22 protein-coding genes and 3 pseudogenes are annotated in these 24609 nt (G+C 68.4%); 12 read left to right on the plus strand and 13 right to left on the minus strand.

Going from position 1 to position 24609, the window contains the following annotated elements:
- Positions 1 to 144: 144 nt before the first annotated feature.
- The gene (locus ABT147_RS11980; RefSeq protein WP_351404642.1) at positions 145 to 507 is read right to left on the minus strand and encodes a DUF6479 family protein; all 363 of its coding nucleotides are present in this window, start codon (positions 505 to 507) and stop codon (positions 145 to 147) included.
- Positions 508 to 686: 179 nt separating this feature from the next.
- On the opposite strand from ABT147_RS11980, the gene ABT147_RS11985 reads away from it, so the two are divergent.
- On the plus strand, positions 687 to 1055 hold the full coding sequence (locus ABT147_RS11985) for a four-helix bundle copper-binding protein (RefSeq protein WP_351404645.1): 369 nt from the start codon (positions 687 to 689) through the stop codon (positions 1053 to 1055).
- A 104-nt stretch (positions 1056 to 1159) separates the two neighbouring features.
- The gene (locus tag ABT147_RS11990) at positions 1160 to 2350 is read left to right on the plus strand and encodes an acyl-CoA dehydrogenase family protein (RefSeq protein WP_351404647.1); all 1191 of its coding nucleotides are present in this window, start codon (positions 1160 to 1162) and stop codon (positions 2348 to 2350) included.
- Between the two features lie 162 nt (positions 2351 to 2512).
- Here the strand turns inward: ABT147_RS11990 and ABT147_RS11995 are convergent, their stop codons facing one another.
- Positions 2513 to 2902, minus strand: a complete 390-nt coding sequence (locus ABT147_RS11995) for a hypothetical protein (protein WP_351404649.1) — start codon at positions 2900 to 2902, stop codon at positions 2513 to 2515.
- Positions 2903 to 3268: 366 nt separating this feature from the next.
- On the opposite strand from ABT147_RS11995, the pseudogene ABT147_RS12000 reads away from it, so the two are divergent.
- Positions 3269 to 3613 (plus strand): annotated as a pseudogene (locus ABT147_RS12000) (amidohydrolase family protein); the annotation flags it as partial.
- A 348-nt stretch (positions 3614 to 3961) separates the two neighbouring features.
- Here ABT147_RS12000 and ABT147_RS12005 read toward each other — a convergent pair.
- Both ABT147_RS12005 and ABT147_RS12010 read right to left on the minus strand, forming a co-directional pair.
- Positions 3962 to 4831: an alpha/beta fold hydrolase gene (locus ABT147_RS12005; protein ID WP_351404651.1), complete on the minus strand. Its 870-nt coding sequence runs from the start codon at positions 4829 to 4831 to the stop codon at positions 3962 to 3964.
- A gap of 103 nt (positions 4832 to 4934) precedes the next feature.
- A pseudogene (locus ABT147_RS12010) lies at positions 4935 to 5944 on the minus strand (NADP-dependent oxidoreductase).
- Positions 5945 to 6324: 380 nt separating this feature from the next.
- Between ABT147_RS12010 and ABT147_RS12015 the strand changes: the two are divergent.
- On the plus strand, positions 6325 to 6927 hold the full coding sequence (locus tag ABT147_RS12015) for a TetR family transcriptional regulator (protein WP_351404654.1): 603 nt from the start codon (positions 6325 to 6327) through the stop codon (positions 6925 to 6927).
- A gap of 275 nt (positions 6928 to 7202) precedes the next feature.
- On the opposite strand, the gene ABT147_RS12020 is transcribed toward ABT147_RS12015, so the two are convergent.
- Positions 7203 to 7775 (minus strand): TetR/AcrR family transcriptional regulator, encoded by a 573-nt coding sequence (locus tag ABT147_RS12020; RefSeq protein WP_351404656.1) that lies wholly within the window; start codon positions 7773 to 7775, stop codon positions 7203 to 7205.
- 117 nt (positions 7776 to 7892) lie between these two features.
- Entirely contained in the window at positions 7893 to 8360 is a 468-nt protein-coding gene (locus ABT147_RS12025) for a winged helix-turn-helix transcriptional regulator (RefSeq protein WP_351404658.1), read from the minus strand.
- A gap of 92 nt (positions 8361 to 8452) precedes the next feature.
- Here ABT147_RS12025 and ABT147_RS12030 point away from each other — a divergent pair, with 92 nt between their 5' ends.
- Positions 8453 to 8953 carry a PaaI family thioesterase gene (locus ABT147_RS12030; protein ID WP_351404659.1) on the plus strand — a complete coding sequence of 167 codons (501 nt, stop codon included), beginning with the start codon at positions 8453 to 8455 and terminating at the stop codon, positions 8951 to 8953.
- Between the two features lie 202 nt (positions 8954 to 9155).
- Here ABT147_RS12030 and ABT147_RS12035 read toward each other — a convergent pair whose 3' ends face one another.
- From ABT147_RS12035 to ABT147_RS12055, 4 genes and pseudogenes are all read right to left on the minus strand, one after another.
- The gene (locus ABT147_RS12035) at positions 9156 to 10223 is read right to left on the minus strand and encodes an alkene reductase (protein ID WP_351404661.1); all 1068 of its coding nucleotides are present in this window, start codon (positions 10221 to 10223) and stop codon (positions 9156 to 9158) included.
- 720 nt (positions 10224 to 10943) lie between these two features.
- Positions 10944 to 11363 (minus strand): AMP-binding enzyme, encoded by a 420-nt coding sequence (locus ABT147_RS12045; protein WP_351405177.1) that lies wholly within the window; start codon positions 11361 to 11363, stop codon positions 10944 to 10946.
- A gap of 195 nt (positions 11364 to 11558) precedes the next feature.
- Positions 11559 to 12961: pseudogene (locus ABT147_RS12050) on the minus strand (AMP-binding protein); the annotation flags it as partial.
- 54 nt (positions 12962 to 13015) lie between these two features.
- Complete coding sequence (locus ABT147_RS12055) at positions 13016 to 13927, minus strand: alpha/beta hydrolase (protein WP_031143621.1); 912 nt, start codon at positions 13925 to 13927, stop codon at positions 13016 to 13018.
- Between the two features lie 147 nt (positions 13928 to 14074).
- Between ABT147_RS12055 and ABT147_RS12060 the strand changes: the two genes are divergently transcribed.
- Positions 14075 to 14410, plus strand: a complete 336-nt coding sequence (locus tag ABT147_RS12060) for an enoyl-CoA hydratase/isomerase family protein (RefSeq protein ID WP_351404664.1) — start codon at positions 14075 to 14077, stop codon at positions 14408 to 14410.
- A 220-nt stretch (positions 14411 to 14630) separates the two neighbouring features.
- On the opposite strand, the gene ABT147_RS12065 is transcribed toward ABT147_RS12060, so the two are convergent.
- On the minus strand, positions 14631 to 15254 hold the full coding sequence (locus tag ABT147_RS12065; protein ID WP_351404666.1) for a TetR/AcrR family transcriptional regulator: 624 nt from the start codon (positions 15252 to 15254) through the stop codon (positions 14631 to 14633).
- 158 nt (positions 15255 to 15412) lie between these two features.
- On the opposite strand from ABT147_RS12065, the gene ABT147_RS12070 reads away from it, so the two are divergent.
- From ABT147_RS12070 to ABT147_RS12085, 4 genes are all read left to right on the plus strand, one after another.
- Complete coding sequence (locus tag ABT147_RS12070; RefSeq protein WP_351404668.1) at positions 15413 to 16408, plus strand: NADP-dependent oxidoreductase; 996 nt, start codon at positions 15413 to 15415, stop codon at positions 16406 to 16408.
- Positions 16409 to 16474: 66 nt separating this feature from the next.
- Positions 16475 to 17341 (plus strand): alpha/beta fold hydrolase, encoded by an 867-nt coding sequence (locus ABT147_RS12075; protein WP_351404671.1) that lies wholly within the window; start codon positions 16475 to 16477, stop codon positions 17339 to 17341.
- 33 nt (positions 17342 to 17374) lie between these two features.
- Complete coding sequence (locus ABT147_RS12080) at positions 17375 to 18181, plus strand: strictosidine synthase (protein ID WP_351404673.1); 807 nt, start codon at positions 17375 to 17377, stop codon at positions 18179 to 18181.
- 118 nt (positions 18182 to 18299) lie between these two features.
- The gene (locus tag ABT147_RS12085) at positions 18300 to 19130 is read left to right on the plus strand and encodes an enoyl-CoA hydratase/isomerase family protein (protein ID WP_351404675.1); all 831 of its coding nucleotides are present in this window, start codon (positions 18300 to 18302) and stop codon (positions 19128 to 19130) included.
- A 555-nt stretch (positions 19131 to 19685) separates the two neighbouring features.
- On the opposite strand, the gene ABT147_RS12090 is transcribed toward ABT147_RS12085, so the two are convergent.
- Complete coding sequence (locus ABT147_RS12090; RefSeq protein WP_351404677.1) at positions 19686 to 20399, minus strand: SDR family oxidoreductase; 714 nt, start codon at positions 20397 to 20399, stop codon at positions 19686 to 19688.
- A gap of 167 nt (positions 20400 to 20566) precedes the next feature.
- Here ABT147_RS12090 and ABT147_RS12095 point away from each other — a divergent pair, with 167 nt between their 5' ends.
- The gene (locus ABT147_RS12095) at positions 20567 to 21154 is read left to right on the plus strand and encodes a TetR/AcrR family transcriptional regulator (protein ID WP_351404680.1); all 588 of its coding nucleotides are present in this window, start codon (positions 20567 to 20569) and stop codon (positions 21152 to 21154) included.
- 304 nt (positions 21155 to 21458) lie between these two features.
- Here the strand turns inward: ABT147_RS12095 and ABT147_RS12100 are convergent, their stop codons facing one another.
- Positions 21459 to 22067: a TetR/AcrR family transcriptional regulator gene (locus ABT147_RS12100; RefSeq protein ID WP_351404682.1), complete on the minus strand. Its 609-nt coding sequence runs from the start codon at positions 22065 to 22067 to the stop codon at positions 21459 to 21461.
- A 145-nt stretch (positions 22068 to 22212) separates the two neighbouring features.
- Between ABT147_RS12100 and ABT147_RS12105 the strand changes: the two genes are divergently transcribed.
- The gene (locus ABT147_RS12105; protein WP_351404684.1) at positions 22213 to 23052 is read left to right on the plus strand and encodes an alpha/beta fold hydrolase; all 840 of its coding nucleotides are present in this window, start codon (positions 22213 to 22215) and stop codon (positions 23050 to 23052) included.
- The last annotated feature ends 1557 nt before the right edge of the window (positions 23053 to 24609 follow it).

The following is a 24609-nucleotide window of genomic DNA, read 5'->3' on the forward strand; positions in this document are numbered from 1 at the left end:
ACACCGAGCACCTCGGCAAGAACTACGTCGACCACCCCGACGACCTCGCCCCGGGTGAATTCCTCACCGGGGGCGAAGCATGGCTAGGCTCCGAACGGATCCGTTCGGAGCCTCACCCCTCGACGTACGTGCGGGTGGGTGGTGTCAGTGCGCGCCCAGCCCGCCGCTGCCGAAGCCGCCGCTGCTCTTCCCGCTCCAGCGCGGTCGCTTCTTCTCCGGACTCGGCCGGGTCCCCTGGTTGCCGTGCACCTCGTACGGTGTCAGCCGGTAGTCGCTCTTGGGGATCTCGTCCGGTTCGCGGCTCAGCTGCTCCTCACGGACAGGGCCGCCCTCGGGCATCTTGGGCTGCTCGTCGGGGCGCGGCCGGCGCGGCTCGCGGGCGCGTACGCGGGCGCCCAGCCAGAGGGCGCCGATCAACATGGCCACCACCACGAGGCCCGCCAGGAACGGTGCGATACCGCCCAGCACGCTGCGTTCTGCGGCTATATCAGTCCATTCCATGTTCATAAGGGATGAATACCCCCAAAAAGTCGAATGAACCGGTCCGCTTCGAACGGCTCGTGCACGGGTGCCCTGTGGGGCGCCCAGGAAACGGAACCCGGTGAACGGTGAACGGTGTGCGGGCGCGGATGCGGGCCCCCGTGTTTGGCGGGATCGCCTCCGGCTACCCGCCCGTGGTGACCCCGATGACGACATCCCAGCGGGAACTCATCCAGTTCCTCGAAGACCGCTTCGCCTGTGCGCAGGCATGCACCGAATGTGCGCGTGCCTGCGCGCTACGGGCGAGCCTCGCCGATCCGGACGGGCCCGAGAGCCAGGAACAGATGCGGCGCAAGGGCATCATGTGCGCGGAGGTGTGCGACGCCACCTGCAGGGTGCTGTCCGAGGAGGCCGGCCTCGACGAAGCCGGCATCCGCCTCCAGGTGGAATGGTGCCGAACCGTCGCCCTGGAATGCGCGCGCGCCTTCGACGAGACCCCCGGCGCCGAGGACGGCGCCAAGGCCTGCCGCGAGTGCGCCCGCGCCTGTACGGAATTCCTCACCACCCTCCGCTGAGCCCCGGGGTTCGGTGAAGGGGTCCGCTCCCGCCTGTTCCCAATTACTGGAACACGTTCTAGCGTGTGCGCCGTCAGGTCGGCCTTGGGGAGCCTGGAGGCGCCGTGCACCTCGAATACACGCCCGAGCAGCAGCGGTTGCGCACCGAACTACGCGCCTACTTCACCGCGTTGGTCCCGGCGGGCGCCAACACCCGCCATGCCGACCCGGCGGCGCAGAAGCGCTTCTACCGCGAGACCATCCGTCGTCTCGGCAGCGACGGCTGGCTCGGCGTGGGCTGGCCCAAGGAGTACGGCGGACGCGGCCTGACGGCCATCGAGCAGTTCATCTTCTTCGACGAGGCCGCCCAGGCGGGCGTCCCGCTGCCGCTGATGGCGCTCAACACCGTCGGCCCGACGATCATGCGGTATGGCACCGAGGAGCAGAGGTCGTACTTCCTGCCGCGCGTCCTCGCCGGTGAGATCGACTTCGCCATCGGCTACAGCGAACCCGACGCCGGCACGGACCTGGCCTCGCTGAAGACCCGCGCGGTGCGGGACGGCGACGAGGCCACCGGCCACTACACGGTCAACGGCCAGAAGATCTGGACCACCAACGGCGACACGGCCGACTGGGTCTGGCTCGCGGTCCGCACCGACCCCGACGCCCCACCCCACAAGGGCATCACCATGCTCCTCGTCCCGACCACGGACCCCGGCTACTCCTGCACCCTCATCAACACCCTCGCCTCGCACGACACCACCGCCAGCTACTACGAGAACATCCGCGTCCCCGTCTCCCGCCGCGTCGGCGAGGAGAACAAGGGCTGGCGGCTGATCACCAACCAGCTCAACCACGAACGCGTCACCCTCGCCGCCCACGGCACCATGGCCATCCGCTCGCTCCACAACGTCCAGCGCTGGGCCATGGAGACCAAGCTCGCCGACGGCCGCCGCGTCATCGACCTGCCCTGGGTACGCCGCCGCCTCGCCCAGACCCACACCAAACTCGACGCCCTCAAACTCCTCAACTGGCGCATGGTCAGCGCCGTCCAGGACGGCACCCTCACCCCGCAGGACGCCTCCGCCGTCAAGGTCTACGGCTCCGAGGCCCGCCGTGACGCCTACGCCTGGCTCATGGAGATCGTCGCCACCGCCGGCGCCCTCAAGGAGGGCTCCACGGGCGCGGTCCTGCACGGCGAACTCGAACGCGGTTACCGCTCGGCCGTCATCTTCACCTTCGGCGGCGGCAACAACGAGATCCAGCGCGAGATCATCTCGTGGATCGGCCTGGGGATGCCCCGGGTGCGGCGCTAGCGTGCTGTGACCACAGACCTTAGTTGTCACATACCGAGGATAGTTGGCACCGTGATTCTGTGGGATCAGGATGACGGCCGAGCCGTGATGCGGCAGTTGGCACTTCGCCGCGAGCACTGGAAGCGCCGTCGACTGCGACTTCGCGGCGATGGCGGCTCCAACTCAAGATCGAGAACTTACCGCCTGCCAGACTGAGAGTTCTCCGCTGGTGCCGCGTCCGAGGTTGCCCGTGGGCGTACACCATCGGCAGCCGCCGTTCTGGCGGGGATCTTGGAGATGCCGTTCGCGGACTCGAGGGCGGTGGATGACTGCGAGCAGGAATTGGGTCATGGCCTCGCCAGCGGCGAGTGTGTTCAAGGGCATCACGCTGGGCGCGGGCACACCGGGGATGTACCGGGCATGCTCGCGCTCGGTGTCGGGGTGCGTCTCGATGGCGAGTTCGGTCGGGTCGATGAGGCCGTTGCACCACATGCAGCCGATGCCCGGGGCGATCAAGCGTGTGGCGGTGTGGATCTGCCCGACGTCACCGTCTGGGGAGACGGGGATCTTCACGCCGACTTGAGTGGCGGGCGTGTATGCGGAGCCGACAGTTACGCAGGACCGACGAACAGGTGGCGGAGCAGTTCGACGTCAGCTTGCAATTCACGGCCTGGCGTATGAATGCTTCAGGCGCTCGGAGAATGGGCGGAGGCGACCGGCGGGGCGGTAGCTTCGTCCGTGAGGGGTGCGGGGGTATCGAGTTTCCTGTGCGAGGGCCTCGGGGGGCACGGCGACGACGGCGATGCCGTGGGCGCTTCCCGTGAACATGCCTCGCACGGACAACTCCTACCTGCTCCAGGCCCTCGGCAAGGCGCCGGGGCCCCCTCCGCGGCGTGGCCGTCATAGACCCCGGACGTCGGGGGGGGGGAAGAGCTCGACCGGCTCGTGGAGACGGGTGCGTGCGGGATCCGCCTCAACCTGATCAGCGGCCCGGTGCCCCCGCTGGAAGATCGGCTCTGGCAGCGACTGGTGCACGAACTCGCCGCCCCTGGACTCCACTTGGAAGTCCAGGCACAGCAACGCCAGTGGGAGGAGCTGGAACCCTGGCTGCTCGGCTGGCCCGGCGCGGTGGTTGTCGATCATCGGGGGCTGCCGGCGGCCTTGTCTCTGTCCTACCCCGGATCCGCTGCGCTCTCCCGCCTGCTGGCCGGACAGCACGTGTGGGCGAAGGCGGCCGTGCCTTGTCGTTGCCGCGGGCGGCCACTGCGAGGGTGCGGTGCGTAGCCTGCGGAGCGCCGGAGGCGATGAGCGGATGCTGTGAGGGAGCGACCGGTCGTGGACCCGGCATGAGCAAATGGCCGTGTCTACAGCACGACCCCGACCTGGCTCACGGCGGACCTCAGCCCCACCCAAGCCCTGCGGATACTGTGCGCCAACCCAGCGCGACTGTGTGCTTGGACGCCCTTTCGTCGCACGGGCCGACCGATGACGTACAGGGCCGCACTCGGGCACGGCTGAGCAGGGGTGGGGCCGCCTTCCATGGCCAGGGCCGGCGAACGGTGACGGCCGAGCTGACGTTTCCGAGGGCGTTGTGCGAGCGTGAAGGTGCGGGCAGCGCGGCTTGGCTCGGGCTCAGGACCCAAGGAACTCGAGTGCCCTTGCCACGAATTCATCGTGATACTGGAAGATCCCCCCGTGTCCGGCATCCGGGTAGAGGGGCACGAGTTCACTCCTGGGCAGGCGGGCGGCCAGGTCGAGTGTGTTGTGGCTGGGCACCATGCGGTCGTTCTCGCCGTTTGCCACGAGCACCGGTTGGCGAATCTCCGACAGGTCCGACGGCGCCTGACGGCCCCATTGTCTGATGGCCTTCAGCTGGGCTCGGAACGCCGGCAATGAGATGTCCTTGTCGCGGTGGTGCGTGCGCTCCTTCAGCCGTTCCAGCAAGGCCCGTCCCGCCCGCCGACCGCCCTCGGTTTCGGTGAAGAAGAGGGAGAGCTTGGGATCCTGGCGGGTCAGGGCGCCCTTGAGCGTGGCCTGGAGGGTGAGCGCCGGGACCTTGTCGATGCCGGGGCCACCGGCGGGGCCTGTGCCCGCCAGGATGACCTTGCGGATGAGGTGAGGTTCTTGTTCCGCGATGACCTGTGCGATGAAGCCGCCCATCGACAGGCCGAGCAGATCGACCTGGTCGAACCCGAGGGCTCGGATGAACAGCACCGCGTCGCGGGCCATCGCCTCGATCGTGTCCGGCGTGGAGCCGCTCGATCCGCCCACCCCGCGGTTGTCGAAGGCGATGACCCGGCGTCGTGCGGCGAGTCCGTCGACGACGCGCGGGTCCCAGTTGTCCAGGACCCCGGCCAGGTGAATCAGGAGGATCAGCGGTACGCCGTTCTCAGGGCCGAGTTCCCGGTAGGCGAAGTCCTCGCTGCGGACGGACACGGAGCGGGTCGGCGCGTTCTGGTACGACGACGGCGAGGAGGACGGTGAATTCCGCGGTGTGTTCATGTCCAGGTCCTTCTGTAGCGAGTTTCAGAGCACTTCTCGTTGCCGCGGGTGGTGCTGTGCCGGCGCCCGCGGAGCGCCTCGACCGGTCGGCACGACTGCTCCCTCACGTCATCTTGAGGACGACCTTGCCTGCCTTCGCGCGCCCTGTTTCGAGGTACTCCAGCGCTTCTGGGGCCGACTCGAACGAGAACACGGTGTCGACGACGGGCCGGATCCTGCCGGCCTCGATGAGCGGAATGAGCTCGCGCAGCTGGTCCCCGCTGGCCTTCATGAACAGGAACGAGTACGTGACGTTCCGCCGCCGGGCGCGTTGCCGGATCCGGGAACTCGGCGCGGACATCACCAGCCGGATCACCGGATTCGCTCCCGGTTCCCTGCCGAAAGCGGCATCAGGAGGGCCCGAGAAACTGATGACCTGTCCGCCGGGCTTGAGCACGTCCAGGGACTTCAGAAGCGTCTCGCCGCCGAGCGAGTCCAGGACGACGTCATAGTCGTCCAGCACCGTCTCGAACTCCTGCTTCTTGTAGTCGACGACAACGTCCGCGCCGAGCCGCTTCACCAGGTCGACGTCGGCCGTGCTCGTGGTCGTCGCCACGTGGGCACCCAAGTGCTTCGCCAGCTGGATGGCGATGGTGCTTAGGCCGCCGGAGCCCGCGTGGACGAGGACTCTCTGGCCCGGCTGGATGTTCGCCCGTTCGACCAGCGCCTGCCACGAGGTCAGGGCGACCAGGGGAAGGGATGCCGCCTCCTCCATGGTCAGCGTGGCCGGCTTGATCGCCACGTCGTCCTGGTGCACCGCGATGAGTTCGGCGAACGTGCCGATCCGGTCCTTGTCGGGCCGCGCGAAGACCTCGTCGCCCACCGCGAAGCGCGTGACGGCCGCGCCTACTTCGACCACGATTCCGGCGAGGTCGTTGCCCAGGACGACCGGGAGCCGGTACGGCAGGATCGCCTTCAGCTCCCCGTTTCGGATCATGCGGTCGAGCGGGTTGACGGTCGCGGAATGAATCCGGACCAGCGCGTCGTCCGCGCCGGACCCACCTCCGGGTCCGGCACCTCACCGGCCCGCACGCCGGCCTTGTCGCCGTAGCGCTCTACCGTGAGGGCCCTCATCGTGGTCGTCTCCGTATCTCGTCCGCAAGTGGACGGGGGTGATGTGCATCGCGGGATTCCTGGGCATCCCAGGTTTCCCTGGGGGGGGCGGACGCCGTAGCCCTTTACATTATGATCGTAATGTTAGGGGGCGGGCCGATGGTCCGCAAGGGGGGAGTTCTCTTCGCCGGCACCCGATGTGCTGCACCGGCACTGTCGATCAGTTCACGCGGTGCGGGTGCCGACCCATGGCGGCCGGCTCGTTCTGATCACCCCGGCATCCGCCTCGCCGAGCACCGAGGCGGCGCTGACCGAGGGTCATTGGAGTACGATCGAAATACAATATGGCGAGGGCGCCCGTCAAAAGCAAGCAGCCCCTCCGACGAGCAAAGGAGCGCGCGGTGCGCTACGGGAAAGAGCACAAGCAGGCAACCCGGCAGCGGATCATCGAGGCGGCCGGACGCCGGTTCAAGCGGGACGGCATCGACGGCTCGGGCATCTCAACCCTCATGACGGACGCGGGGCTGACCAACGGCGCCTTCTACACCCATTTCACGTCGAAAGACGACCTCGTGGCCACCGCGGTCGCCGACCAATTGCAGGCGCAGAACGCGAGCATCGTCGCGCAGGCGGCACCCGGTCGCGCAGGACTTGAGCAGATCGTGCGCTGGTACCTGTCCGCCCAGCATCGCGACAGCTCCGACGACGGCTGCCCCTCCGCCGCCCTGCTCGACGAAATCCGGCGCTGCACAGACCCGACCAAGCAGGCTTACACCGACGGCGTACTGATGGTCATCGACGGCATCGCCGCCCGCCTGGCACCCGACGATCCCCTCTCGGTCCGCACCAAGGCGCTCGGCGCCTACGCCATGATGGCCGGGACACTCCAGCTCTCCCGAGCCCTCACCGACCGGCAGCTTGCCGACGAACTGCTCGAACAGGGCATCCACAACGCCTTCGCCCTGCTGGGCGTGGAGCATGGGCACTCCAGCCCCGCGATGTGACACACCCGCACCCCCTTGGATACTTCCGACCCAGAACTCGGTCGACCTGGCGCGGCGAGTGCCGAACGGCGAGTTGGTCCTCTACCCCGACGCCGGCCATGGCGGCATCTTCCAGTTTCACGGGCAGTTCATGGAGACGGCTCTCAAGTTCCTCGAGCGGTAAAAGGTGTGCGGTGCGGTCGTAGTCTGGGCCGAGGGTGGCGCCTCAGGGTCGTGGCGCCCTTTGGGTGAGCGGCTCGAGGCACCCGTTCACTGACGCGACCTCGCCTTCCGCCTCACCCCATGAACGCGAGAGCGTTCTCGATCCCCAGCTCAAGGACCTCGTCGGCGCGCTTCTGGTCGGACAGGGCGCGGGACAGCTGCATCGTCCCCACCAGCATGGTGAACAGCCCGATGGCCTTGGCCTGAGCGGACCGAGGGTCCTCGGGTGTCAGGCGGGCGGAGATCTCCTCCAGGATGGCCCGCGCGCCGTCGCTGTAGGCCTGCCTGGTCCCGTCCTCGCAGCGGCCGATCTCGTCGAGAAGGGCGGCGGAGGGGCATCCGAGGCCGGGGTTGTCCCGGTGCTCGGGGGACAGGTACTCGCGAATGAGGTCCTCGAGTCCCGGGCGGCCGGGGCGCAGGGTGCCGTACCCCGCGACCTGCGTGTGCAGTTCCTCGGCCACGACATGGGCGACGAGGTCGTCCTTGGACGCGAAGTGGGCGTAGAAGGCTCCGTTGGTGAGCCCCGCGTCCGCCATCAGCGTGGAGATACCCGAGCCGTCGATGCCGTCCTGCTTGAACCGGTGGCCGGCCTTTTCGATGATGCGTCGCCGCGTCACCTGCTTGTGCTCCTTGGCGTAGCGCACCACGAGCTTTCTCCGTTCGCTCCGTAAGGCCATGCTTCGCACTCAAGGGTAATCCATGGCCTGACGCACGTAATACCATGACCGGCGTGCCCATGTCCGGCGACCGCATGACCGGCGTGCTCACGACCGGATGCGGGCACCGGGTCCGAGTCGGGCGGTGACTTCCGCTGCGGTAAGGGTGGAGTGCTCCGCGGAACACTCGACGACGACGCGGACCGGGGCGTCGCAGTCGGTGTGACGGACGTCCAGCACAGGCCCCTCGGGGCCGAGGGCGTACGCCTCGCCCCACTGGCTCAGCGCCATCAGGACAGGCCACAGATCCCAGCCCTTGCGGGTCAGGCGGTACTCGTTGCGGGAGCGGCTGCCCGGCTCCCGGTAGGGGACGGTCTTCAGGACGCCGGCCGCGATCAGCTTCCGGAGGCGGTCGCTGAGGACGGCTTCCGACAGGCCGATGTGGCGGTGGAAGTCGTCGAAGCGGCGGACTCCGTTGACGGCGTCCCGCAGGATCAGCAACGTCCACTTCTCTCCGACCACGTCGAGCGTGCGCTGGACGGGGCAGTTCTCCGTGCTCGCCTCAAGCCACTCCATCCCGCCATCGTAAGGCTCTGGCTTCTTCATTGACAGTCAGGTGAGCGGGAAGCTAGCTTCACTTCAAAAAGTTAGATGGAAGGTGCCTGGTCGTGGGACGAACGCGTACGTATCAATGGGAAGATCCCGCGATCCTGGCGGAAGCCGCCGGACGCATGGCCGGCATCGACTTCCTGCGTGAGTTGCAGGCGGGGCGGCTGCCGGGACCGCCCATCAACTACTCCCTGGACTTCACTCTGAGCGAGGTGGAGCCCGGCAGGGCGGTCTTCTCCCTGACACCGGGTGAGGAGCACTACAACCCGATCGGCAGCGTGCACGGCGGCATCTTCGCCACCCTGCTCGACTCGGCGGCTGGTTGCGCAGTCCAGTCGACCCTTCCGCAGGGCGTTGCGTACACCTCGCTCGACCTCACGGTGAAGTTCCTGCGACGGATCACCGTGGACACGGGCACGGTACGCGCCATTGGCACGGTGGTCAGCAAGGGCCGTCAAACCGCCCTAGCTCAGGCGCAGTTGGTCGACGCGAAAGACCGTCTGCTCGCCCACGCCACCAGCAGCTGCATGCTCTTCCCGGTGCCTCCCTCGCAGAGGTGAGCCTCGGCGGCGACCGGTATCGGTCTGGGCCGTGATGCCGGACTCCCTCGATCTCGGTGCAGAACGCCGGGGTGTGAGGTGAAACCGCTGCGGCGCACGTCGGTCGCGGCCCGTAACTGCTCGGGTCGCCGGCCTCCGTGCGCCGCAGCTGTGTCGAGGCGCCCGAAGGGGGTGGTTCCCTCGGGCACCGGGCTGCTCTTCGTCAGGCGGCGTGGGTGGGGTAGTCGGTGTAGCCGGCCGCGCCGCCGCCGTAGAAGGTGGCGGGGTCGGGGGTGTTCAGGGGGGCGCCGGAGCGTACGCGCTCGACGAGGTCGGGATTGGCGAGGGCCATGGTGCCGACGGTGACCACATCGGCCAGACCGTCTTCTACGTCCTTGGCGCGGGTGGAGAGATCGGCACCGCCCCGGTTGAGGATCAGCGTGGTCGACCACAGCTTCCGGAGGGCGTGCAGGAGTTCCTCGTCGCCGCCATGGCCGATGTGCAGGTAGGCGAGGTTGAGGGGGGCGAGGGCGCGCAGGAGGTGCGGGTAGAGCTCGTGGGGATCGCTCTCCGTGAGGTCGTTGATCTGGAAGGGGTTGCCGGGAGAGATCCGGATGCCGGTGCGGCCGGCGCCGATCTCGTCGGCCACGGCCGTGGCGACCTCCACCGCGAAACGGATGCGGTTGTCGAGGGAGCCCCCGTACTGGTCGGTGCGCTGGTTGGCGCTGGGGAAGAGGAACTGGTTGACCAGGTAGCCGTTGGCCCCGTGGATCTCGACGCCGTCGGCGCCGGCCGCGATGGCGGCCGCGGCGGCGCGCCGGAAGTCGTCGACCGTCGCGGCGACCTCCTCGGTGGACAGCTCGCGCGGCTCCGGCATCTCCTGAAGCCCGGACGGGGTGAACGTCTGGCCGGCCGGCTTGATCGCGGAGGGGGCCACCGGCTGCCGGTGGTGGGGGGTGTTGTCCGGGTGAGAGATGCGCCCGGCGTGCATCAGCTGGATGACGATGCGTCCGTCGGCCTTGTGTACGGCGTCGGTGACCTTGCGCCAGCCGGCGATGTGATCCTCGGTGTAGATACCTGGGGTCACCGGGTAGCCCTGGCCGTCGGCGGAGGGCTGGGTGCCCTCGGTGATGATCAGCGCGTGCGAGGCGCGCTGGGCGTAGTACTCGGCGTTCAGCTCGGTCGGCACGCCGTCCGGGGTGGCCCTGCTGCGGGTCAGGGGGGCCATGGCCAGCCGGTGCGGCAGGGCGATCTCTCCGACGACGGTCGGGTTCCACAGGGCGTTGAGCATGGGTGATTCCTCAGGTGATGGGTGGTGGTTCCAAAAGGGGCGGGGGCGGACACCGCGTGGACGTGGACACCGGGCTCTTCTGCCTCCGGGTCCGAAGACGCACCCGCCCTGCGCCCGCCGGCCGAGTCGGAGTCGGCATCGGCCTATCAAATTACGATCATAATACTATGTGGCTCGGGGGGCTGTGGCAAGTGGGTCCCGGCACGGGGCCACGAAGCCGTGCGGCGCAGCTCGCGCAAGAACCTCACGCCAGAGCGGATGGGAGTTCCGCAACGCGAGCTGGTATCACCTGCTCCGCCCAGACGGCACTTGCCCTCGCGGTTGTGCTGTGTGCCCCAGTGTTCGGTGGGGTGGGCGACGTGGAGCAGGCCGCGGCCGCCCTCGTCGAAGTCCCGGGCACGGCGCAGGTGCGGGGCGGTGCTGGTGGCGTCGGAGACTTCGCACGTCAGGGCGGACTGAAGGATCATCCGCAGTTTGATGGGGGTTCTTGCCGTAGCGGATGGCGGTCGTCACCAGTTCGCTGACCACGAGTTCGGCGGTGAAGGCCAGTTCTTCCAGCCCTCAGACGGTCAGTTGATCGGATGCCTGGACGCGGGCCGTGGAGACGACTGCCGGGTCGCTGGGGAGACCCAGGTCGCGACATGATCGGCGTCAAAGGCTCCGGTGGGGCAGTCCGCCGGGCGCGCCCGCCCACCGTCAGCCAGGGATGGCGACATTCGATCACGGGGTGTGACCGGCGCGGCGGAGAACAGGGCGCAGGACCTCGATGACACCGGGGTCGTCCACTGTGGAGGGGATGGGTTCGTCGTGCCCGTCGGCGATGCCGCGCATCGTCTTGCGGAGGATCTTTCCCGAGCGGGTCTTGGGCAGGGCGGCTACCACCGCGACGTCCTTGAGGGAGGCGACGGCGCCGATGCGCTCGCGCACGAGCTGGACGAGTTCGGCCTCGACCTCGCCCGGTTCGCGGTCGACGTCGGCTTTCAGGACGACGAAGCCGCGCGGTACCTGTCCCTTGAGGGCGTCGGCGACGCCGATGACGGCGCATTCGGCGACGTCTGGGTGGGCGGCCAGGGCCTCTTCCATGCTGCCGGTGGACAGACGGTGCCCGGCGACGTTGATGACGTCGTCGGTGCGGCCCATGACGAAGACGTAGCCGTCGTCGTCGAGGTGGCCGCTGTCGCCGGTGAGGTAGTAGCCGTCGTAGGCGGAGAGGTAGGAGGCGACGTACCGGTCGTCGTCCTTCCAGAGCGTGGGCAGCGCGCCGGGCGGCAGCGGGAGCCGCACGACGATCGCGCCGTCGACGCCTGCGGGCACCGGCTCGCCCGAAGCGTCGAGGACCCGGACGTCCCATCCCGGCAGCGGGCGGGTGGGAGACCCGGGCTTGAGGGGAGCGGTTTCGATGCCCACGGGGTTGGCGACGATGGGCCAGCCGGTCTCGGTCTGCCACCAGTGGTCGATCACCGGGACGCCCAGCAGATCGCTCGCCCAGTGGTAGGTCTCGGGATCGAGGCGCTCACCGGCGAGGAAGAGGTGGCGCAGGTGGGAAAGGTCGTAGCCCGCGGTGAGCGTTCCCTTCGGGTCCTCCTTCCTGATCGCCCGGAAGGCGGTGGGTGCCGTGAACATGGTCTTGACCCCGTACTCGGCGGCAACGCGCCAGAACTGGCCCGCGTCCGGGGTACCCACCGGCTTGCCCTCGTACAGCACCGTCGTCGCACCGACCAGCAATGGCGCGTAGACGATGTACGAGTGCCCGACGACCCAGCCGACATCGGAGCCGGTGAACATCGTCTCGCCCGGGCCCACGTCGTAGACGGCGCCCATGGACCAGTGGAGGGCGACCGCGTAGCCGCCGCAGTCACGCAGACTCCCTTGGGCTTTCCGGTGGTTCCGGAGGTGTAGAGGATGTAGAGGGGGTCGGTTGCGGGGACGGGAACACAGTCGGCCGGCGGCGCGGCAGCCACCAGGTCGGCCCAGTCGAGATCGTGAGGCCCCAACTCTGCTGTCTCCTGCGGGCGTTGCAGGATCACGTTCTTCTCCGGCTTGTGGACCGCGAGTTCGATCGCCTGGTCGAGCAGGGGCTTGTACGCGATGACGCGCTTGCCCTCGATGCCGCAGGAGGCGGACACGACCACCTTGGGGGCCGCGTCGTCGATGCGGAGGGCGAGTTCGCGTGGGGCGAACCCGCCGAAGACGACCGAGTGCACCGCGCCGATACGTGCGCAGGCCAGCATCGCGACTACGGCCTCGGGGACCATCGGCATGTAGACGACCACGCGATCACCGTGCCCCACCCCGAGTTGCACGAGTGCTCCGGCGAAGGCCGCCACCTCGTCCCTCAACTGCGTGTAGGTGTAGGTGCGCCGGGTGTCGGTCACGGGTGAGTCGTAGATGAGTGCAGCCTGTTCGCCGCGGCCGGCTTCGATGTGCCGGTCGACCGCGTTGAAACAGACGTTGAGCCGACCGTCGGGAAACCAGCGGTAGAAGGGGGCGCCCGAGGAGTCCAGGGCGCGTCGTGGGGCGACATCCCAGTCGATGCCCTCCGCCGCCTTCAGCCAGAAGTTCTCGGGATCCTCGATACTCGAGCGGAAGACATCCTCGTACGTTCCCATCGCGCACTCCTTTGTGGCATCAAGGGACGGTGGTGGGGCTGCTTGCGGAACGGTGTCGGACACAAGGACCGCATGCCGGCCTACATGGTCGAGCAGGATGCCGACGACCGGCGGACCGGTCACCGGCATCGCGGTGGTGCGGCGGTCCGGCCGAAAGACCGCTCCGCCCGGTGTGGCTTCAGCTCACGCGCCGAGGTGCTTGCGGAGCCACTGGCCCATCTGCTGGATCGCCTGGTCCACCTCGGGTACGCGCCCGGCGCCCAGGACGAACGAGTGCTGCCCTTCGGGCAGCGGGTGGACCTCGGAGGTGACCTTGAAGTCCGCGAGGCGGCGGCCGAGTTCGGCGCCGTCGTCGGCGAGGGTCTCGTACTCGCCGTAGTGGACGGTCGTGGGCGGCAGGCCGGTCAGATCGGCGTTCGCGATGCTGATCGCGGGGTCGGTGAAGTCCACGGCGGGGTCCTGCAGCCAGGCTCCTCGGAAGAGTTCGAGGGTGCTCCTGCTGAGCATCTTGTCGTTGTCCTCGTTCTCGTCCACCGACGCGTTCTGGATGGTGAGGTCGGTCCACGGTGAGACGCTGACGATCGCGCCCGGCGTCGCCTCGCCCTTCGCGAGCAGGCGCAGCGGGAGCATCACCGCGAGTGTGCCGCCGATCGAGTGGCCCGTGCTGCCGATGTTCCGCGGCTCGTAGCCCTGCGAGAGGAGCCAGCGGTAGGCGGTCTCGGCGTCGTCGAGCTGGGCGGGGTAGGGGTGTTCGGGTGCCAGGCGGAAGTCCACGACGAGGGAGCGGGCTCCGGCGGCCTTGGCGATGTGGCCGGCGGCCTTGCGGTCCGAGTGCATGGAGGCGGTGACGGATCCGCCGAAGTGGAAGTGGAGCAGTGCCTTGTCGGGGTCGGCGCCCTCGGGGATGGCCCACAGGGCGGGGACGCCGCCCGCGTCCACCTCGGCGTACGTGACGCCCTCCGGCTCTGTCGACGCCTTGTGGTTCGAGTCCACGATGTCGCGGACGATGGCCAGGTCGAGGCCCGGCGTCGAGGACTTCGCGCTCACGCTCGCGAGGAACTCCGCGAACTCGTGTGCCTCTTGGCTTACTCCCATGGTGCTGCTCCTTCGCAGGTTGCTGCCACGCCCACGTCCCGCGTGCAGCCAGGTTGATGTGCTGGTCCTGACGCTACTGGCTGAGTATAGAAAAGTAAACTCAGAAGGGATCGGGATCACCTCTGGTTGCGGGGGCGCGGCGGCGCTGTGCGGGCGACCCCCGACGCCGGCGTCGACGCGCTCTCCGCCTCGCCGCAGAGATTGGAGATCACTCACGCCCTGCTGGCCCGGGGCAGGCAGCAGACGTTGCGCGAGTGTCTTGACATCGAACTCACTCTCACGCGCACGACCATTCGCACGCCGGACTTCCTGGAGGGCGTCCGAGCGGCCTTGGTCGACAAGGACGCAGTCCCACCTGGGAACGCGAGGTGCGGGGTGGGCAGGCGCTGCCGGCCTGAGCATGTGCGCCGTGAGCAGGTTCTCGGAGCTGACCGGGGCGAGGTGGAGCTTGTCGAAATCAGCGCGTGGTTCGATCGGTTGTAACGCACTTGACCGGGTGTGCGGGGTTATGGACAGGGTTAGCGGCTGTCCGGTGTCCGGACTGCCGGACTGTCGCACTGCCGGACAGGATGTTCTTGCCGAGTTGCGCGGCGCGGATCGCGGTGACGTGCCCGCGGTTCCGGCGCCGATGGTGACGACGCCGTAGTGCGTGCTCACGAAGTGCCTCCGTTCCGGGGAGATGGTCGGCTCGTGGAGCGCGCGGTCATGCGGCGCGGTGGTGGGGCGCCAGGGTGGCGTGGATCTGGTCGCGGATGTCGGCGAGGACGGCTTCGTCGCTGCGGTGCAGGTACATGGTGGCTGTGGTGCTGATGTGGATGATCGCGGTGATCACCCGTGCCAGCGTCGCCGCGTCGGTGGCGCCGATGTGCTCGTCGCGGGTGAGCAGGCCGGTGACGCCGTCCTCAAGACGGCCGGCAAGGGCTAGGCCCGCTTGCCGGTAGGGCTCGGCCGGGTCGCCGAAGACGAGTTCGTGCAGGTATGTGCGGCCGTTCTCGATGTGCTCCCTCACGCACTGCACCACGGGGCGGATGAGAGCGACGACCCGCTCCAGCGCGCCCTGTCCGACGGCGGCGTTCGCGGCGGCGAGGCCATCGTCGATGGCGGCGGCGAACTTCTCGTTCTGCACCATGATCAGCAACTCGGCCTTGGTGGACGCGTACAGGTAGAGGGTGCCGATCGCGACATCGGCCCGGCGGGCGACCTGCTGCGTCGTGACCTTGTCGACGCCGTGTTCGACGAACAGCTCGCGGGCTGCGGTCATGATGCGCTCGCGCTTGACCTGTTTGGCCCTCTCGCGGCGCCCGATCGGCAGGTGACCGCTTCCCATGGGGACCTCCCTTGACAATATTTCTGAGTAGATTCATAGTTGAGTGTACTCGGATTGGCCGAGCGGGGCGAGGTTGCGAGGTCCTCGGGTGTCGCGCCGGGTTTGCCGATCTATTCCCATACCTGAATAAATGGGACAAATATTAGGAGTGACACCTCATGAGGGCGTTCGTCGTCAGCAAGTACAAGGAGCCGCTGCAGGAGGCGGACGTCCCCGAGCCCACCGTCGGGGAGCACGACGTGCTCGTCCGGGTGGAGGCCGCCGGGCTGAACCCGTTGGACGAGAAGATCCGCGCCGGTGAGTTCAAGCAGATCCTGCCCTACAAGCTGCCGCTGATCCTGGGCAACGACGTCGCGGGCACCGTCATCGGCGTCGGGACGGCGGTTCGCGGCTTCAAGCCCGGAGACGAGGTCTACGCCCGGCCCCACCAGGACCGCATCGGCACGTTCGCCGAGCGCATCGCCGTAGCGGAGGGCGACCTGGCGCTCAAGCCCGCTTCGATCAGCATGGAAGAGGCCGGCTCGCTGCCGCTGGCGGCGCTCACGGCGTGGCAGGCGCTGGTGGAGCGCGGGAAGGTGCGGCCCGGGCAGAAGGTTCTCATCCACGCCGGGGCCGGCGGGGTCGGTTCGATCGCGATCCAGCTCGCCGCGCACCTCGGTGCGCACGTCGCCACGACCGCCGGCGGCTCCAACGCGGACTTCGTGCGCGCGCTTGGCGCGGACACGGTGATCGATTACCGCACCCAGGACTTCGAGCAGCTCCTGACCGGCTACGACCTGGTGCTGGACAGCATCGGCGGGGAGACCCTCGAGAAGTCCCTGCGGGTGCTCAAGCCCGGCGGCAAGGCCATCGGGATCACCGGTCCCCCGGACCCCGCGTTCGCCCTCAAGGCCGGCCTGAACCCGCTGATGCGCCTGGCGGTCGCCGCCCTGAGCCGCAAGATCCGCAGGCAGGCGAAGAAGCTCGGCGTGACGTACGAGTTCCTGTTCATGCGCGCCAGCGGCGACCAGCTCCGCCAGATCACCACTCTCATCGACCAGGGCGTGGTGCGTCCGGTCGTGGGCAAGGTGGTCGGCTTCGACCAGACCCCGCAGGCGCTGCAGTCCCTGTCCCAGGGCGGCATCCGCGGCAAGGCCGTCATCGGCAACAGCTGACCCGCCGCAACCGCGACGGGCGACACGAAACACACAGCGACACAGAACACGCAAGGAGAATCCGTCATGAGCAGCACCGACACCCCGAACGAAGCCGTCATCACCTCCTACGCCAAGGCCCCGGCCCGCACCGTCAGCGCCGGCGGCGTCACCTACGCCTACCGCGAGCTGGGACCGAAGGGCGGCATCCCCGTCGTCTTCTTCGTCCACCTCGCCGCGACCCTGGACAACTGGGACCCCCGCATCATCGATCCCATCGCGAAGGGCCGTCACGTCATCGCCTTCGACAACCGCGGCGTCGGGGCATCCACAGGACAGGTGCCGGACAGTGTCGAGGCGATGGCCGACGACGCCTACACCTTCGTCAAGGCGCTCGGGTACGACAAGATCGACGTCTTCTCCTTCTCCCTCGGCGGCATGGTCGCTCAGGCCCTGGTGGTGAAGCACCCCGAGCTCGTCCGCAAGCTGGTCCTCACCGGCACCGGGCCCAAGGGTGGCAAGGACATGGACAAGGTCGCCAGAGTCACCTACTGGGACATCCTGCGTGCCACGTTGACCCGTTCGGACCCCAAGGAGTTCCTGTTCTTCAACCGCAATGCCACCGGCAAGCCCGCCGCACGCGCGTTCGTGAACCGGCTCAAGGAGCGCACCGTCGACCGCGACGTGGACATCAAGACCAAGGCGTTCCAGACGCAGCTGAAGGCGATCAAGAAGTGGGGGCGCTCCGCCCCCGACGACCTGTCGACGGTCACGCAGCCCACCCTGATCGCCAACGGCGACAACGACCGCATGGTGCCCTCGGTCCTGTCGGAGGACCTGCACCACCGCATCAAGGGCAGCGAGCTGATCATCTACCCCGACTCCGGGCACGGCGGCATCTTCCAGTACCACGACCGGTTCGCCCCCGTGGCGGTCAAGTTCCTCGCCCCGTGACAACGGTCTGACCAGGAAGAGAAGGGCAACACCATGAGTACGTCACCGGCCGTCGCGCCGCTGGCAGTGAAGAAGCCTCTCACCTCCTCGATCCTGCTGTGGGTGCGGACCGACCAGCCCCGCCAGACGGGCATGGACCACTGGAAGGGCCCGCACTCGGGGATCATCTCCGCCACCCCGGGCCTGGAGGAGTACCGGCAGATCCACCTCGCCGAGCACAACCCGGGCCGGTGGCCGGCCATCGACGGGGTCCAGACCGCGATCCCCGCGGACCGGAAGGTCGACGGCGTCGCGGAAGTCACCTTCCAGTCGGTGCTTGCACCCCTGAAAGGGCGCGAACAGACGAAGCTGGCCTACGCCGACGAGATCAACGTGTTCCGCCGCACCCTTCTCTACGCCGGCCCGCCGAACTCGTCCCGCTGGTACGACGTCGCAGGCCCCGGACAGATGGTCGGTGCCCGCACTCTGATCTACCTGCGCCGCAGAGACGGGGTCGGCGCCGGTGCCTTCCGGAAGTTCGTCAACGAGCAGCTCGCTCCCGCGCTCGCCGGCACCGGAGTGCTGAGGGAACTGCGCACGCAGACGTTCCTGCCCTGGATAGAAAAGCTCTGGGACACCCCGGACGTGGCCCACGACAACCCCCACGACCAGCACTTCCACGCCTCGGTCAGCCTCGGGTTCACCGACACCGCGGCACGGGACGCCTTCTTCACCGGCAATCTGGTCCAGGAGTTGTCCGACCGGCTGGCGTCGCAGGTCTCCGCGATCCACGCCTACGACGTCACCGCCGCCCTCACCTACGTCAAGAACGGCGAGATCCTCCCGCACTACAAGGAGTGAGCAGCGCGGGCGAGATGCGGACCGCCGGAGCTGCTCAGCAGTTCATCCGCCCCACGCTTCCCGGCCCTCCTCGCGCCCCCGTCGCCATCTGTTACCCACCACGCATCCGGAGCCAGCTATGAGCGAGCCCAGCACCATCCATTACGAGCGCACCTCACCGCAGATCGCGAAGATCACCTTCGCCAACCCGCCCGTCAACCTCATCGTCGGCGAGACCGTCCTGCGCCTCATCGAGATCGTCACCGAACTGGCCACCGACCCGGACATCCAGGTCGTGCTGTTCGACAGCGCCACCCCCGACTTCTTCTACAACCACTTCGACCTGGCCGCCGCCGCCGACTTCCCCGCCCCCGAGGACCCGGACGCGGTGCCGGCATGGACGAATCTTGTCCTGGAACTCTCCAAAGCGCCGTACATCACGATCGCGTCCATCCGGGGACGCACCCGCGGCGGCGGGAACGAGCTCGCCCTCGCCCTCGATCTGCGCTACGCCAGTCGTGAGAAGGCGATCTTCGGACAGCCCGAGGTCGGCAGCGGACTGCTGCCCGGCGGTGGCGGCGCCGAACGCCTCCCCCGGGCCATCGGACGCGACCGCGCCCTGGAAGCCATCCTCACCAGTGACGACTACGACGCCGACACCGCCGAGCGTTGGGGCTGGGTCACCCGCGCCCTCCCCGACGGCGAACTCGACGCCTTCGTCGACACGATCGTCGCCCGGCTCGCCTCCTTCGACCGCACCTCACTCGCCGCGGCCAAAGCCCAGATCAACCGGGCGTCCCTGCCCCCGGACGCGGACCTGGTCGCCGCGTACGGCGAGTTCAGCCACTCTCTCACCCTCCCCGGTTTCCTCACCCGGGCCGCAGGCACGCAGGCCGTCGTCGAACAGGCCGGCATCGACTTCGAATACCGTCTCGGGCACTACATCGGCATCGCCAACCAGCGACGCTGACACCCATCAGAAAACGAGGACGGACGCAGCCGATGCCGCGTCCGTCCTCGTTTGCCGCGGGGCCCACCTGATTTCCGACCTCTTCGGCACCGTGGTCGACCGGCGCACCAGCATCGCGGGCGAATTCGAACGCGTCGGCGCCCGCGTCGCGGCACAGGCCGATGGCCAGGACTCACCACCCAGTGGCGCAGCCTGTACCCGCCGACACTGCTGCGGGTGGCGTTCGGGGCAGTGTCCTGGCGGTCGCTGGACGAACTGCACCGGTTGATGCGCGGACGAGTGCGGGCCGAGCATGGCCTGACCGAGCTTCATCGACACAGACCGGGCCGACCTCGCGGTGCCTGGCACCGCCTGAGCCCGTGGCCCGACAGCCGCGATGGTCTGTCACCACGGTGGTGCCCCGCTTCTGACCGGGCTGCTGCCGGATCGACCGCCGATGTCATCCACCGCTCGACGGCCGCGACGGTGCACCACTTCTCGACACCGGCCGGCCAGGAACGCCATGGATCACAGGGTCCCGACATCAGGAGATCACATCGGGACCGAAGAACACGCTCAGGCGTTCGTGCCGCGCAGATCTGGGTAGAGCGCCTCGACCGGGCCGCTCAGGGCTGCCTTGACCCCCTGGGTCAACTCGTCGGCCAGGACTTCGTATTCTCCGGCCTCGACGGCGTCGTAGACCGTCGTCACCAGCTGCGTCGGCAGCATCTTGGGTCCGTCGGCGTGCGCGGCCATCCCGGTGTCGACGTAGCCCATGTGCACACCCGTCACGTGGACGCCCTTGGGTGCGAGCTCGATGCGCAGCGAGTTGGTGGCCGACCACAGTGCGGCCTTGGACGCGCTGTAGGCGCCGCCGAAGGCGTACCAGCTGGCAACGGAGTGCACGTCGATGAGGATCGACCCCTGCTTGGCGGCGAGGATCGGCGTGAAGGCGCGGGCAAGGAGGACCGGTCCGAAGAAGTTCGTCTCCATGTTCGCCCGGATGTCCGCCTCGGAGACGTCCAGCAGACTCGCGCTCGGCGGGGTGGCGCCCGCGTTGTTGACGAGCACGGTGACGTCCGCCGCGGCGGCGACGGCCCCGGCGATCGACGCGCGGTCGGTGACGTCAAGGGCCAGGGGGACGATGCGTTCGTCGTCCCAGGCGCGGGGGGTGCGGGCGGTGGCGTAGACCTTGGCGGCGCCGCGAGCCAGGGCCTCGTGGACGAAGTGGGTGCCGATACCGCCATTGGCGCCGGTGACGAGGACGACTGCTCCATCGAGAGAGGGCATGGGTTCCTACTTTCCGAGGGGGGTCTGAAGTACGTGGCTGCGCACGGATGGAGCAACGACACGTCGCCCCGCGGTGGGAGAATGAACGGAGCCACTTTCGAGCCCACATGATATTGAGTACAATCATAACTGATTACAGTCGGAATCTATTCCTGGAGGACGCGACCATGCCTGTCGGACGGCGCGAGCGGAACAAGCAGGAGAAGTTCGACCGCATCGTCGCTGCCGCCACTGAGCTGTTCGCCGAACACGGCGTCGATGAGGTCACGACCCAGCAGATCGCCGACAAGGCCGACATCGGCACCGGGACCCTCTTCCTCTATGCCAAGACCAAGGGCGAACTCCTCCTCCTTGTCCAGAACGCCAAGTACGTCGAAGCACTTGAGCAGGGCCGGGCGGACGCCGAGGCCGTCCCGGGCGTGCTGGACGCGGTGCTGGCGATCGTCCGGCCGATCGTGGAGTGCAACCGCATCCAGATCGACAACGGACGCACCTACCTGCGAGAGATGGTTTTCGGCGACCCCGAGGAGCCCCGGCACGGCGCGGCACTCGCCATCGTCGCGCAGACCGAGGAGGCCGTCGCCGCCGTGCTGCGCCGGGACGAGCGGGTCACGGAGGGCGACGCCGCCACGCTGGCACACATCGTGTCCGCCGTGATGTTCCTCAGCATGGCGGCGAGCGTGAACATCGCCTTGAGCGTCGAGGAGATCGTGCAGGACATCCGCAGGCAGGTCGAGGTCCTGCTGCCTCGCTGAAGCGTGGCCCAGGCGCAGGTGACCATTCGGGCAGTCCTCGGCTGCGGCATGGCCCGAATCCCCAAATGGCAGGTCATCCGGCCGTTGCTGCTCATGCCCGCATGACTGGACGGGTGGGGCGGCCGGCCGGAGGGCTACCGTCACCGCGTGCTGCTGGGATTCCGGACCCGCGCCTGGACCGCGCGTTGAAGAAGATCGCCCGAAAGGGCGGCGGGGTGTCCTGCCGGTGTTCGTACTGAGGCGACTGGGAGCCGGCGTCGTACTGCTCCTGGTACTGAGCTGGGCTTGCGTCGGTCGGCTGCGGTCAGGCTTCTTGGCTCCGTGCCGCCGACTGGTCGCTGGTGTCGTGTGCCAGTGACGCGAGAATTTCCTTGCGGCAGACATCGAGGATTTCGTCCGCCAGTGGAGAACCGTCCGGGCATGCCCGCGACAACATGATCGCGCCGACCGAATGGGCGAGCATGTCGATCACCATCATGCGGGCCGCGCGCTGGTCCGCATCCCCCGGCGTATCGCTTTGGGACTGAAGGGCCGTCAGCAGGTTCTCGATCCCGGCTGCGAACTCTGTTCTGATGTCCGCCGGCTGACGTGCGGCGTCGCCGCCGAGGGCCGCGATGGTGCAGCCGTCGCTGCGCCCGTCGCGATGCTCCCGCGAGACGTAGCGCTCGACGAACTCGGCGGCGTCCAGACCTTGTGCCCGTGCCACGGTCTGCGAGAGCCCGCTCGCAGACGCTTCGGCCATCAGGTCGGCCTTGGAGCGGAAGTGCTTGTAGAACCCGCCATGGGTGAACCCGGCGGCTGCCATCAGTTCTGCCACGCCGACACCGTCATAGCCGCGCTCACGGAACAGCCTGGAGGCTGTCGCGACGATGTGGGCACGGTTCTGCTCTGCCTGTGCCTTGGTGACCCGCATGTCCAGCCGTCCCTTCGTCGGTCGACGCTCGACGCTCGACGCTCGACGGTCCAGCATACATAGATGTCGATCGACATCAAAGAGCTTGACTTTTTAGATTACGATCGTCATCGTATTGCTCATCCCCTCCAGAAAGGCTCAGGCCATGAGTGACACACATGTGACCGCCCCGACTCAGTACATCGAGGTTGACGGCGACCGGTTCGCCTACCGGCGCTGGGGCAAGCCCTCGGGCGTCCCGATCTTCCTGGTCCAGCACTTCCGCGGAGGGATGGACAACTGGGACCCGCTGCTCACCGACGGCCTGGCGGAAGGCCGTGAGGTCATCCTGTTCAACGGCCGCGGCGTCGCCTCGTCATCGGGCACGCCGCGTAACCGGATCGAGGACATGGCCGACGACATCGCCGCGGTCATCCGGGCGCTGGGGCTGGAGCAGGTCGACCTGCTCGGCTTCTCGCTCGGCGGTTTCCAGGCGCAGGAGGTCACGCTGCGCCACCCCCAGCTGGTGCGCAAGCTCCTCCTGCTCGGCACCGGCCTCCGCGGCGGGGACCCGACCAGTGACCCCCAGGTGCCTCAGTACGCCCTGAACCCGGTCCCCACCCTGGAGGACTTCCTCTTCCTGTTCTTCGGCCGCTCGGAAGCCGCGAAGCAAGCGGGCAAGGCCTTCTGGGAGCGCCGCCACCAGCGGACCGACCAGGACCCGCCGAGCTCGCCCGCGGTCGCACAGGCGCAGTTCGAAGCGACTATGGCCTACGCGGAACCGCTGCCGGGCGAGAACCCCTACGCCCACCTGAACGCGATCACCCAGCCGACGCTGGTCCTCAACGGCGAGAACGACGTGATGATCGCCTCGATCAACTCGTGGCACCTCGCCCAGAACATCCCCAACGCGCAACTGCTGATCTACCCCGATGCCGGGCATGGAGCGCAGTTCCAGTATCCCGAGCGGTTCCTGAAGCACGCCATCCAGTTCCTCGACGAGTAACGCCTGCAGGGCTTCGGTGCAGTCGCTGACGCCTGGTCCGTGCGCGAGAATCCGGCAGGCCGGACCCCGGCCGCCGGAGCGGCCGGCTGAGGTAGGCGCATCCTGCGTGATCGAGGCGGGGTGCGCCGTCGCCCGGCTGCCCTGCCCGCTCCCACGGTGTCCACCGCCGCGACCCTCCGGCCGGGACGGCTGATACGTGCCGCACGGGCGTCGAAGACGTGGGCGCCGGCCGCGCCGTCGGTGAACACGACGAGCAGCGCCTGAGTTCCAGCCACTGGGCGGCGATCCGCTCGATCGTGGTATCCGGGCAGAGCCACTCGACGCCCTCGCTGCCGGCCTTGACGACGTGGGCGACGCCGCTCCTTCCAGCGTGCCCCGGGCCGGTCCGCTGGGCGAGTCGGCCCGGGGGCAGGGAGAGTCGCCGGATCAGTCCCTGAGGCTCCGCTCGCCGAGACGAAGGTAGTACAGGGCCCGACCGCCGGCGCCGAACCGCCCGAGCTCGGTCATCAGCACAACGCCGGTCCGGATCTCGTCCGCTGTCCAGCCGGTGACTCCTTGACCATCGGTGGTCGGCTACGCGCCATGCCACAGCGTCCTCTCGCACGCCAGGCGCCTGCGGGGGGTGCCGGATTCAGGAGGGCCCGGGCGGCGCGGGCCTGCTGCGGTTGGCAGTGGAAGAACGGTGCCGCCGCTGTGCAGTGCGCCGATTTCGAGAGCCGGCCGGCGGATGGCCTCCTCGTACTGAGCGAGAGTGCGGCGCAGGTCGGTGTTCTCCTTCCGTAGCCGGCTCAGGTTGGCTTCCGTACGTACGTCGGATCCGGAGGGTTCCGTCGGCGTCGCAGGCCGGGCCGGCGCCGGGATGCGGGGCCGGAAGCGCACGTCGACCAGGGCGGCGTAGTGCCGCGGCTGGCACTTGCCGCACCATCGTGCCGCCAGCCCCGTCCCGCCACGGCGACCACACCGAAGCCCGCGCGCTGACGGATGGGATCGGCCCTGACGACGTCCTGCCCACGCACAGGTAGAACTCGTTGACCGTGGACACCTCCCGGTCCCAACTCGCCTCTTCCGAACGAGGGCCACGCTCATCACGACGCCGCCACCACTCGAACGCCGCTCGGTCGTCCATGGACGCATCACGCCGGTCCCGCCTGCGTCGCGTGAACCACAGGAAGGCCACGTATGTGCGCAGGTCCCGGGCATGAGCGTGTCGGCGAACGTCTTGACCATCGCGCGCAGCAGATCGGGACTCGGCGCGGCGAGATTGTCCTCGGCGAGGGCGTGCGGGGGCACACTGGCAGGTGCGGTCATCGTGCTGATGTCCTTCGGGCTTCGACACCTCGAAGATCAGCCGATGGCCGTTCATCTATGCGGGCACCAACCCGATGCCGGAGCAAACCCCGGATCAGGTCGAACCCGTACACCACTTCCCTGGATGCAACCCAAGGCACGCGGGGCACGGGGCTCCGCAGACTGCCGCGGCCGCCGGCAGCCCTCGGATTCGGGGTCGGAGCAGAGGGCGCCGTTGGACAACTCCCGTGTCCGTCATGAGCGTCGAGA

This window comes from Streptomyces sp. NPDC001868 (assembly GCF_040297125.1).
Lineage (GTDB): Bacteria > Actinomycetota > Actinomycetes > Streptomycetales > Streptomycetaceae > Streptomyces.